At 70.3% G+C, this 10,421-nt stretch carries 9 protein-coding genes and 9 tRNA genes; 12 read left to right on the top strand and 6 right to left on the bottom strand.

The features are described from left to right. Positions 1–272: 272 nt before the first annotated feature. From D471_RS0106955 to D471_RS0106910, 10 genes are all read left to right on the top strand, one after another. A complete protein-coding gene (locus tag D471_RS0106955) occupies positions 273–704 on the top strand; it encodes a roadblock/LC7 domain-containing protein (RefSeq protein ID WP_017597946.1) in 432 nt (143 codons plus the stop codon). 180 nt (positions 705–884) lie between these two features. Beyond that, positions 885–957 (top strand) — tRNA-Gly (locus tag D471_RS0106950). 63 nt (positions 958–1,020) lie between these two features. Further along, a tRNA-Gly gene (locus tag D471_RS0106945) sits at positions 1,021–1,093 on the top strand. Between the two features lie 63 nt (positions 1,094–1,156). Then, a tRNA-Gly gene (locus D471_RS0106940) sits at positions 1,157–1,229 on the top strand. 63 nt (positions 1,230–1,292) lie between these two features. Continuing rightward, a tRNA-Gly gene (locus D471_RS0106935) sits at positions 1,293–1,365 on the top strand. 63 nt (positions 1,366–1,428) lie between these two features. After that, positions 1,429–1,501, top strand: a tRNA-Gly gene (locus tag D471_RS0106930). 63 nt (positions 1,502–1,564) lie between these two features. Then, positions 1,565–1,637 (top strand) — tRNA-Gly (locus tag D471_RS0106925). A 63-nt stretch (positions 1,638–1,700) separates the two neighbouring features. Then, positions 1,701–1,773 (top strand) — tRNA-Gly (locus D471_RS0106920). 45 nt (positions 1,774–1,818) lie between these two features. Then, positions 1,819–1,893, top strand: a tRNA-Cys gene (locus D471_RS0106915). 21 nt (positions 1,894–1,914) lie between these two features. Next, positions 1,915–1,988: transfer RNA gene (locus D471_RS0106910), tRNA-Val, on the top strand. Between the two features lie 257 nt (positions 1,989–2,245). Here D471_RS0106910 and D471_RS0106905 read toward each other — a convergent pair. Further along, entirely contained in the window at positions 2,246–3,997 is a 1,752-nt protein-coding gene (locus tag D471_RS0106905) for a Na+/H+ antiporter NhaC family protein (RefSeq protein WP_017597945.1), read from the bottom strand. A gap of 374 nt (positions 3,998–4,371) precedes the next feature. On the opposite strand from D471_RS0106905, the gene sph reads away from it, so the two are divergent. Then, complete coding sequence (gene sph, locus D471_RS0106900; RefSeq protein ID WP_017597944.1) at positions 4,372–5,295, top strand: sphingomyelin phosphodiesterase; 924 nt, start codon at positions 4,372–4,374, stop codon at positions 5,293–5,295. A 162-nt stretch (positions 5,296–5,457) separates the two neighbouring features. Further along, positions 5,458–5,775, top strand: coding sequence for an SHOCT domain-containing protein (locus D471_RS0106895; RefSeq protein ID WP_338045322.1), 318 nt, complete (start codon positions 5,458–5,460; stop codon positions 5,773–5,775). Positions 5,776–5,819: 44 nt separating this feature from the next. On the opposite strand, the gene D471_RS0106890 is transcribed toward D471_RS0106895, so the two are convergent. From D471_RS0106890 to D471_RS0106870, 5 genes are all read right to left on the bottom strand, one after another. Then, positions 5,820–6,704: an SCO6745 family protein gene (locus D471_RS0106890; RefSeq protein ID WP_017597942.1), complete on the bottom strand. Its 885-nt coding sequence runs from the start codon at positions 6,702–6,704 to the stop codon at positions 5,820–5,822. Between the two features lie 119 nt (positions 6,705–6,823). Next, a complete protein-coding gene (locus D471_RS0106885; protein WP_017597941.1) occupies positions 6,824–8,251 on the bottom strand; it encodes a TrkH family potassium uptake protein in 1,428 nt (475 codons plus the stop codon). Next, positions 8,248–8,988 (bottom strand): response regulator, encoded by a 741-nt coding sequence (locus tag D471_RS0106880; protein ID WP_017597940.1) that lies wholly within the window; start codon positions 8,986–8,988, stop codon positions 8,248–8,250. The genes D471_RS0106885 and D471_RS0106880 overlap by 4 nt, the downstream gene beginning before the upstream one ends. A gap of 119 nt (positions 8,989–9,107) precedes the next feature. Continuing rightward, positions 9,108–9,677 carry a K(+)-transporting ATPase subunit C gene (gene kdpC, locus D471_RS0106875; protein ID WP_017597939.1) on the bottom strand — a complete coding sequence of 190 codons (570 nt, stop codon included), beginning with the start codon at positions 9,675–9,677 and terminating at the stop codon, positions 9,108–9,110. A gap of 1 nt (position 9,678) precedes the next feature. Beyond that, on the bottom strand, positions 9,679–10,421 hold a 743-nt coding region (locus D471_RS0106870; protein WP_017597938.1), incomplete at its 5' end, for an HAD-IC family P-type ATPase.

Genomic DNA, 10,421 nt, shown 5'->3' with positions numbered 1-10,421 from the left:
TGGCAAGCCCCGTGTCCGGCACCGGCCGCCGGTCTGCTTTCTGATTCGCTGTTCACACGGCATCACGACTGGTCACGGGACCGGCTCCCGCCTCCGGACCACCCCGGTCACGGCCAACGGACCGGACAGATAAGTTACGAATGACTATCATCTGGGCAACGCTTATGCGGGACCGGTGCACGCTGTCGACCGCCACCCCCACAGGGCGGGACAGCCGCGCACCGCGCGCGAGTCCCCTCACGCCCGACCGACTGACAGAGCAAAAGAGAGCCATGACCCCACCGAGCACTGCACGTGGAGAACTCAGCTGGCTGCTGGACGACCTCCTCACCCGCGCCTCCGGTACGCAGCACGCCATCGTCCTGTCCACCGACGGACTCCTCATGGCCACCTCCAGCGGGCTGGAACGCCCGGCCGCCGAACACCTGTCCGCGATCGCCTCGGGGCTGCACAGCCTCGCGGGCGGAGCGAGCAAGCAGTTCTCCGCGGGCGGGATCCGCCAGAGCATCATCGAGATGGACCGCGCCTTCCTGTTCGTGGCCGCGGCGGGCGAGGGCGCCTGCATGGCACTGATGTCGGACGCCGACAGCGACGTCGGCCTCATCGCCTACGAGATGAACAAGGTGATCGAGAGGGTCGGCCAATACCTCTCGGCGCCGCCACGCCCGGACATGCCGTCCACCCCCGCGCACGTAGAGAAGTAGGTAGGGAGCGTCATCCGGGCGGGCCGACCGGGGCGGGCCGCGGGTGCGAGGCCTGCCGCGGGGGGAGCGGTAGCACGCCCGGAGAAAGCCGATTTCGCGCTTGGCCAGGAATCCGCTACAGTTCTTAACGCAGCGAGCGGGGCGGCCGGCAGGACCGGTCGGACCGGAAGGACTCGCCGCGCGGACGTGGCTCAGCTGGTAGAGCATCACCTTGCCAAGGTGAGGGTCGCGGGTTCGAATCCCGTCGTCCGCTCGGAAAAGGTGTGGTTCCCTCCCGGAGTGGACCACACCGATCCGGGCCGAGCCCGGATCACACGCGGACGTGGCTCAGCTGGTAGAGCATCACCTTGCCAAGGTGAGGGTCGCGGGTTCGAATCCCGTCGTCCGCTCGGAAAAGGTGTGGTTCCCTCCCGGAGTGGACCACACCGATCCGGGCCGAGCCCGGATCACACGCGGACGTGGCTCAGCTGGTAGAGCATCACCTTGCCAAGGTGAGGGTCGCGGGTTCGAATCCCGTCGTCCGCTCGGAAAAGGTGTGGTTCCCTCCCGGAGTGGACCACACCGATCCGGGCCGAGCCCGGATCACACGCGGACGTGGCTCAGCTGGTAGAGCATCACCTTGCCAAGGTGAGGGTCGCGGGTTCGAATCCCGTCGTCCGCTCGGAAAAGGTGTGGTTCCCTCCCGGAGTGGACCACACCGATCCGGGCCGAGCCCGGATCACACGCGGACGTGGCTCAGCTGGTAGAGCATCACCTTGCCAAGGTGAGGGTCGCGGGTTCGAATCCCGTCGTCCGCTCGGAAAAGGTGTGGTTCCCTCCCGGAGTGGACCACACCGATCCGGGCCGAGCCCGGATCACACGCGGACGTGGCTCAGCTGGTAGAGCATCACCTTGCCAAGGTGAGGGTCGCGGGTTCGAATCCCGTCGTCCGCTCGGAAAAGGTGTGGTTCCCTCCCGGAGTGGACCACACCGATCCGGGCCGAGCCCGGATCACACGCGGACGTGGCTCAGCTGGTAGAGCATCACCTTGCCAAGGTGAGGGTCGCGGGTTCGAATCCCGTCGTCCGCTCGAGGAGGCCCGCACGGGTCGGAGCAGGCCCTCGTGCCCTTCCTTGCCGGAGTGTCCGAGTGGCTTAGGTAAGGGACTGCAAATCCCTGCACACGGGTTCGATTCCCGTCTCCGGCTCCATGGATCTCATCCTCCAGATGAGGGCGGTTAGCTCAGTTGGTTAGAGCGCTACCTTGACACGGTAGAGGTCACAGGTTCGAATCCTGTATCGCCCACGGACTCAGGACGACCCTGCTCGGGGGCCTTCGGCCCCCTCGCCGGGTCGTCCGTCGTGTTTACCGGGGGGAGACCCCCCCGAACCCCCCGAGCTACCCCCTGCGGTTGAGGTCGCGCAGATCGACGAGGTGGGCGGGGCACTCTCTCGCAACGCGGGGCTTCGCCCCAGAGGTTGTCGTTGGCTTGCCCAGGGTCCACTCCGCTCCGGAACGACCCTGTTCGCGCGTGAACGCGCTCGCCGGGTCGTCTCGTCGTTTCACTCCACCTTCCGCCCCAGGAACCTCAGCCCGACCACGGCGACCACCGCGCACAGAACCAGCGCCGCCCACCAGGGCAGACCGAGACCGATCGGGAGCAGCCCCAGCACGAGCACCACCCCGGCCACGGTCAGGGCGTACGGCAGCTGCGTGCGTACGTGGTCGATGACGTCGCACTGGGACGCCAGGGAGGAGATGACCGTGGTGTCGGAGATCGGCGAGCAGTGATCGCCCCACACCGACCCCGCGAGGATGGTCGAGACGGCGGCGAACAGGATGGGGTGGCCGTCGGGCGCGGCCAGCCCCCGCGCCTCCAGGGCGGCCCAGGCCAGCGGGACCGCGAGCGGCGTCAGGATGCCCATCGTCCCCCAGCTCGTCCCGGTGGCGAAGGCCACCGCCGCGGCGATCACGAACAGCAGGGCCGGGAGGAGGAACAGCGGGATCGCCTCACCGAGCGCGCCCGCGATGAACTCCGCGGTGCCCAGCCGGGCGGTGAGGTCGGACAGAGCCCAGGCCAGGGTCAGGATGATGACCACGTACAGCACGCACTTGAGACCCGCGAACCACGCGTCGACGATCTCGCCCATGGTCAGGATCCGCTGCCCCATGCTCATCGCGGCCGCCACGACCAGTCCCAGGAGCGACCCCCACAGCAGCGACGAGAACGGGTCGCCGGCCCCCACGATCTCGATGACGGTGTCGCCCTCCCCGGTGGCGAGCAGTCCGACCACCGTGGTGACGACCAGGACCAGGATCGGGACCAGGGCGTTGACCAGCCTGCGCGGCGTCTCCTCGGCCGGGGCCAGTTCGTCCGCCTCCCCTCCGACGCCCAGGTGGGATCCCTCGCGCAGGACCTCCCCCGTGGAGCGCGCCCGGCGCTCGGCGGCCAGCATCGGACCGAAGTCGCGGCCCGTCAGCGCGACCGCGAAGACGAACACGATCGCCAGGATCGGGTACAGCGCGTACCGCAGCGACTCGACGAAGACCGCGAAGCCGTTCATGGCCAGGCCCGTCCCGGCGACGGCGTCGTCGATCAGCACCACCTGGAAGCCGATCCAGGTCGACAGCAGCGCGAGTGTCGCCACCGGCGCCGCCGTGGAGTCGACGATGTAGGCGAGCTTCTCCCGCGACACGTTCAGCCGGTCCAGGATCGGGCGCATCGTGTTACCGACCACCAGCGTGTTGGCGTAGTCGTCGAAGAAGACGGCCACGCCCAGGCCCGCGGTGACGGTCTGGCCCCCGCGCGGGGTACCGGCCCACCGGGTCACCGCGCGCACGATCCCGTCGGTGCCGCCGTTCTTGCGGATCACCCCCACCAGGCCACCGATCATCAGCGTGAACACCACGATCATCACGTGATCGGGGTCGGCGAGCGCCTCGACGGCGTACACGCCCGCCGAGTCGAGCAGTGAGGTCAGCAGGCCGGCCGGGGACAGCCCCTCCAGGAGCCACGCTCCCAGCCAGATACCCGCGAACAGGGCGGGCAGGATCTGCCTGGTCGCGAGCGCGAGGCCGATCGCCAGGAGGGGCGGCAGGATCGACCACCAGCGGCCCGTCGCCACGGTGTCCGCCTCCTGCGCGGGGTCGGCGGGTACGGGCGCGGCCCCCACCCCGGAGGCGAAGGCGCCCAGGGCGACCACAGCGACGCCGGCGAGCAACAGCGCGCCGCCGCTGCTCCGCCACCGCCCGGGGCGCGGCGCACGGGGTCCTTGGGCCCGGCCGTCCTCCGTGGTCGGTCTGATCCGTGTCATGGCCGTTCCTTCCGGGCGGGTACCGTCGGGCGGGCTGATGTTCCGGGCGTAGGTGCGGGGTCATCGGTGATCGACGGGTACCTCGACAGTCGCCCACCTCAAGGCGCCGAACGCCGAACGACCGCGCGAATTGTCCTTTTGGGGAGCGGCCTTTACCCTCGCCGTCGACGGCACCGGCTCCGAGTGCCGGTGCGCGGCCCGTCCTCGGCGGCGGCCGGCGTGGACTCAGGGGCACCACGCTCGCACCCATGGTGAAGGGACGGGTCACGGGGGTCCAACGGCCACGCTTTCGCTACCGACAAGTAACCCACTGGTGCCCGGTTAGCGTTCTGGGATGGTCAGGCTGTGCCCTCGTGTACAGACGAATTGCCCCCATGATTCTCGCCGCACTCATCCCCCTCCTCGTCGCGGCCGTCCCCGCCTCAGCCGACGACGGACGGACACCCCGCATCACCACCTACAACGCCTACCTGCTGCCCACCGCGCTCTACCCCAACTGGGGCCAGTCGATCCGCGCCGACCTGATCGTCCAGGACGGCATCGTCTCCGGCCAGGACGTCGTGGTGCTCCAGGAGCTGTTCGACAACTCCTCGGCCGCGATCCTGCGCGAGGGGATCTCCGAGGAGTACCCGCACGGCACCCCCGTGGTCGGCCGCTCGCGCGACGGCTGGGACGAAACCTCCGGCTACCGCTCCTACACGACGACCAACGGCGGTGTGAGCATCCACAGCACGTGGCCGATCACCCGGCGGGAGCAGCACATCTTCACCCGCGCCTGCGGCTCCGACTGGTTCGCCAACAAGGGCTTCGCCTACGTGGAGCTCGACGCCCCCGACGGCCCCCTGCACGTCCTGGGCACCCACATGCAGTCGGAGGACAGCGCCTGCTCCGACGGTGAGGACGAGGAGATCCGCACCCACCAACTGGGCCAGATCCGCGACTTCGTCGACGCCACCGTCCCCGACGACGAACCCGTCTACCTCGCCGGTGACCTGAACATCGTCGGCGGCGGCCAGGAGTGGGAGCAGGCCCTCAAGCGGCTCGACGCCGTCGAGCCGACCCACGCGGGCGCCCCCTACTCCTGGGACACCGAGACCAACTCCATCGCCCGCTACAACTACCCGGACTGGCCGTCGGAGCACCTCGACCACGTGCTGCCGATCCGCAACTCCGCCGCGCCCGCGTCCTACGTCAACGAAACGCGCGACGTGCACAGCGAACCGTGGACGGTCTGGTCGTGGGGCCGGTCCTACACCTACGAGGACTACTCCGACCACTACCCCGTCTTCGGCGGCTGAGCTTTGTCGTGACGTTCCTCGGGCGCGCTTTCCGGACCCCTCCGGAGCGTGCCCCTCGTCGTCTCCGCGGCCGGGAGCGCCCTGGGCCGACCGCGCGCCCGGGAGTAGCGTGGAGGGGGAGTTCCTCCTGGTGGACGCACCCGGACGGAGTGAGGAGCCATCATGTGGCAGATTCTGCTGTCCGTCCCCGCGAACGGGGATGGCTGGGGAGGACATCCGTGGCCGATGGGTCCGGGAATGATGAACCCGTGGCTGATGGGCGGTTGGGCGATGGGCGCGTGGGTTCTCGGCGCCCTCCTCCTCATCGCCCTCGTGGTGGCGCTCGCGGTCTGGCTGAGCCGGTCGGGAGGCTCCCGGGGCGCGGCCGCGCCGGGCCCGTCGGCGACGGACCCCGCACTGGCCGAACTCCGGAGGCTCTACGCCACGGGCGAGATCTCCCGTGAGGAGTACTTCCAGAGGAAGACCGACCTCGAGCAGTGAACCGGCCGGACGGCGTCGCGCGCCGTCCGGCCGGTCCTGGGCGCTCAGGAACGCTTGGACGCCCTCCAGGGCATGAGCTCCTCGATCAGCGGCCGTGACAGCGGCGCGCCGAGTTCGGCCAGCTCCGCGCAACCGTCCGAGCCCAGGACCGCGTAGGGCGCCCGGGCCGACCGGTCCGTGGCTTCCTCGATCTCGTCCCTGCGCCGCCGCCCCTCGGGGGTCAGCGCGGGATCGGACTCGTCGGTGATCCACCCCTTTTCGCGCAGTCGCTCCGTGGCCCGGTCCCACTCCTCGTCCGACCACGCCCTGGTGGTCTTCAACAGCTTCGTGGGCAGGGCGTTTCCGGCCACCACGTGCGTGATCAGGGCCTCCAACCCGCTCAGGCCCGCCAGTGCCAGGGCGGCGACGTGACCGTCGCCGCGGTACTCGCGCAGCCGGGTCTGCGCGTGCCACAGGACCATGTGCGGTTCCTCCGGCCAGGGCAGGGCGGCGTGGGCGGCGTAGAGCGGGCGACCGGCGACGTCGTCGGCCACCGCAGCGGCCGCGCGGCGGGCGAGTTCGGCCGCGCGGGCGAGTTCCGGCGAGTCGACGGTGTCACCCAGGACGCGGCGCAGGGTGGCGTCCGCGGCGGCGTGGCGAGCGGCGAGGATCCGTTCGGGCGCGGCGAGCTCCCACACCTGGGGGACGGTCGAGCGGACGATCTCGGGGTTGAAGTTGTAGAAGGTGGCGGCCACGACCTCGGCCGACACCGGGCCCATCGCGGCGGCGCGCGGGCCGAAGTAGGCCGCCCAAGCCTTCAGACCCAGCTCCTCGTAGGCCGCGGTGGCCTCCGGCGAGAAGTAGATCATGGAGTGGTAGGGCTCCAGGGACTGCCAGGCACGGCGGGCGTCGCCGGTGCTCACCGTGTCCCCGGGGATGTGGTCGCTCATGAAACGCGGGTCTCCTCTCGGCACGGATCGGGGCCGCGCCGGAACGCAAAATACCGACCGGGAGGTATGGGGGTCAACGGACCCGAACGGCACCTGTGGACGACCGCGGCCGACACCGCCTAACCGACGATCGGGCGTTCCTCGGGGAGTTCGTAGCGACGCGCGCGCCGACGCAGCGCGAGCGCCGAGGCCAGGGTGATCGGGCCGATCCTGCCCACGAACATCAGGAAGACGATGAGCACTTCCCCGGGAGCCGTCAGCTGTCCCGTGATGCCCGTCGAGAGGCCGACCGTGCCGAAGGCCGAGGTCACCTCGAACAGAATCTGGTCGAGGGTGAACGGGGTCATGATCATCAGCGCCAGGGTCGAGGTCATGACCAGGCCGACGGCGAGCAGGACCACGGTGGTGGCCTGCGAGGCGACCCCCGAGGCGAGGCGGCGGTCGGCCACGTGGACGCTCGGCTCACCGCGCACGTTCGCGTAGATCACGAAGGCCAGCAGGGCGAAGGTGGTCACCTTGATCCCGCCCGCGGTACCGGCGCTGCCGCCGCCGACGAACATCAGGATGTCGGTGACGAGCAGGGTCGAGGTGTTCATCTCGCCGAACGGGAGGCTGTTGAACCCGGCCGTGCGCGGCATGACCGCCTGGAAGAACGCCGCGAGGATCCTGCCCCGCAGGTCGAGCCCGCCCATGGTGGCGGGGTTGTTCCACTCCAGGGCGAGGAAGGCGACGAACCCGACCACCAGCAGCACGGCGGTGGTGGTCAGGGTGATCCTGGCGTGCAGGGACCACCGGTAGGCCTTGCGCCTTCGACGGGTGAACCACCACAGCTCCACCCACACGGGGAAGCCCAGGCCGCCCGCGATGACCGCGAGCGCCACGGGAACGCTGATCCACGGGTCCGCCACGAACCCTTCGAGGCTGTCGGAGAACAGGGCGAACCCGGCGTTGTTGAAGGCCGAGACCGCGTGGAACACCCCGAGGTAGAGGGCGTGGCCCACGGGCTCCCCGTAGCCGAGCCACCAGCGCAGCCAGAGGACCGCCGCGAGGATCGACTCCGCTACGACCGTCACCAGGAGGACACCCGTCACCAACTGGCGTACGTCCCCCAGGGTCAGCGCCTTGGCCTCCGACCTGGCGCGCACGGCCATGCGCAGCCCGAGTTTGCGGCCGACCACCAGGGTCAGCACCGTGGCCAGCGTCATGATGCCGAAGCCGCCGACCTGGATCAGTGCCAGGATCACGACCTCACCGAACGTGGACCAGTACACGGGTGTGTCCACGACGATCAGGCCGGTCACGCACACCGCGGAGGTCGCGGTGAACAGCGCTGTGACGAACGGGGGCGCCTCCCCCGTCTCCGTGGCGACGGGCAGTGACAGCAGGACCGTGCCGACCAGGATCGCCGAGGCGAACGCCCCGGCCGTCAGCTGGGGCGGCTTCGCCCACCCGGACAGCCCCCGGAGGGCGCGGTCGGCCCGTCTGCGCGCCCTCAACCGCAGCCGGGACAGGCGCGACCCCACGCGCCCCTGACCCCGCGTGATCACTCCCGGCCTCCGCGTGCGCCCTCCGCGCCGCCGAGGCCGCCGCTCGCCGTTCCGGAGGGAAGGAACCGGTACCCCAGACCGGGGTCGGTGATGAAGTAGCGCGGGCGCGGCGGGTCGGGCCCCAGCCGCTGCCGGATCTGGGTCATGAAGACCCTCAGGTAGTTGGTCTCGCGACCGTAGGCCGGACCCCACACCTCGCGCAGCAGGTGCTCGTAGGTGACCAGGCGCCCGGCCTCCCGGGCGAGGACCTCCACGATGTGCCACTGCCGCGGGGTCAGGCGGACCCGCGTGCCCGCCCGGAGGACCTGCTTGGTCGCCAGGTCGACCGTGAAGTCGGCGGTCTCCACCACCGCCTGTTCCTCCGGTGGTGTGGAGCGCCGCATCGCCGCCCTGACCCGGGCGAACAGCTCGTCCATGCCGAACGGTTTGATGACGTAGTCGTCAGCGCCCAGGTCCAGGGCGCGCACCTTGGTCGCCTCGGTGTCGCGTCCCGACAGCACGACGATCGGCACACTCGACCAGCCGCGGAGCCCACGGACGACATCCAGCCCGTCCAGGCCGGGCAGGCCCAGGTCGAGCAGGACGAGGTCGGGGTGGTGCCGGGCCGCGAGTCGCAGCGCGGCCTCACCGGTTCCCGCCAGGTCGGCGGTGTAACCGCGTGCCCTCAGGTTCACCTCGAGGGTCTTGCGGATCCGCGGGTCGTCGTCGACGACCAGGATCCGGTTCGCCGTGTCCATGGCGTGATCAGTCCTCCACCCCTGCCGGATCACCGCCTCGGTGTCCGTTTCGGGTCCTCGTGCGCAGACGATGGTACGCGTCGGTGCCGCCGGAACGGGTCCGACGGCACCGACGGTGATCAGGCCGAAGCCTCGTCGAGGGCCAGGTTGAGCTCCAGGACGTTGACTCCGCGCTCCCCCAGGAAGCCGAGGGCGCGCCCGGAGGTGTGGAGGTCCACGAAGTCCATGACCCGCTCCGGGTCCAGTCCACGTGCCTCGGCGACCCGCTCCGCCTGGAGCCGCGCGTTGGCGACCGAGATGTGCGGGTCCAGTCCGGAGGCGGAGGCCGTGACGGCGTCCACCGGGACCTCCGCGTCCTCGGCCAGGCCGTTGGCCGCACGGTAGTCGGCGGCCCGCTCGTCGATGCTGTCGAGCAGCCCGGGGTCGGTGGGTCCGAGGTTGCTGCCGTTGCTGTCCTCGGCTGCGTAGTCGATCGCCGAGGGACGCGGGTGGAAGTACTCCTCCCCGGTGAAGCCCTGGGCGATCCACGACGACCCGACCACCTCCCCCTCGCGCTCGACGAGCGACCCGTCGGCCTGGGAGGGGAGGACCACCTGGGCGATCCCGGTGACCACCAACGGGTAGACCACCCCGGTGACCAAGGTGAACACCGTCAGCACGCCGAGCCCGGCGGTCAGTTGGCGCAACATCTCAGAACACCCCGATCGCGGAGACGAGAAGGTCGATGAGCTTGATGCCGACGAACGGGGCGACCAGGCCGCCGAGCCCGTAGACCAGCAGGTTGCGGCGGAGCATCCGCGCCGCGCTCCGGGGCCGGAACCTGACCCCGCGCAGGGAGAGCGGGACCAGGGCGACGATGATCACGGCGTTGAAGATCACCGCGGACAGGATCGCCGACTCCGGCGACGCCAGGCCCATGATGTTGATCCGGTCCAGCGCGGGCAGCACCGCGGAGAACATCGCGGGAATGATCGCGAAGTACTTGGCCACGTCGTTGGCGATGGAGAACGTGGTCAGGGCGCCGCGCGTGACGAGCAGCTGCTTGCCGATCTCCACGATCTCGATGAGCTTGGTCGGGTCGGAGTCCAGGTCCACCATGTTCCCGGCCTCCTTGGCGGCCTGGGTCCCGGTGTTCATCGCCACACCGACGTCGGCCTGGGCCAGCGCCGGAGCGTCGTTGGTACCGTCACCGGTCATGGCGACGAGCGCGCCCCCGGCCTGCTCGCGCCGGATCAGCGCGAGCTTGTCCTCGGGCCTGGCCTCGGCGAGGAAGTCGTCCACCCCCGCCTCCGCGGCGATGACCTCCGCGGTGCGCGGGTTGTCACCGGTGACCATCACCGTGCGGATGCCCATGGCGCGCAGCTGGGCGAACCGCTCCCTCATCCCGGGCTTGACGGTGTCCTTGAGGTGGATGACGCCGAGCACCTCCGCCG

The organism is Nocardiopsis lucentensis DSM 44048, from assembly GCF_000341125.1.
GTDB classification, from domain to species: Bacteria; Actinomycetota; Actinomycetes; order Streptosporangiales; family Streptosporangiaceae; genus Nocardiopsis; species Nocardiopsis lucentensis.
This window is presented reverse-complemented; position numbering and strand designations above follow the sequence as displayed.

Coding starts and splice junctions, on each gene's coding strand:
- D471_RS0106955 (WP_017597946.1), top strand. CDS start 273: ATGACCCCACCGAGCACTGCACGTGGAGAACTCAGCTGGCTGCTGGAC.
- sph (WP_017597944.1), top strand. CDS start 4,372: ATGATTCTCGCCGCACTCATCCCCCTCCTCGTCGCGGCCGTCCCCGCC.
- kdpC (WP_017597939.1), bottom strand. CDS start 9,677: ATGTTGCGCCAACTGACCGCCGGGCTCGGCGTGCTGACGGTGTTCACC.
- D471_RS0106895 (WP_338045322.1), top strand. CDS start 5,458: ATGTGGCAGATTCTGCTGTCCGTCCCCGCGAACGGGGATGGCTGGGGA.
- D471_RS0106890 (WP_017597942.1), bottom strand. CDS start 6,704: ATGAGCGACCACATCCCCGGGGACACGGTGAGCACCGGCGACGCCCGC.
- D471_RS0106905 (WP_017597945.1), bottom strand. CDS start 3,997: ATGACACGGATCAGACCGACCACGGAGGACGGCCGGGCCCAAGGACCC.
- D471_RS0106880 (WP_017597940.1), bottom strand. CDS start 8,988: ATGGACACGGCGAACCGGATCCTGGTCGTCGACGACGACCCGCGGATC.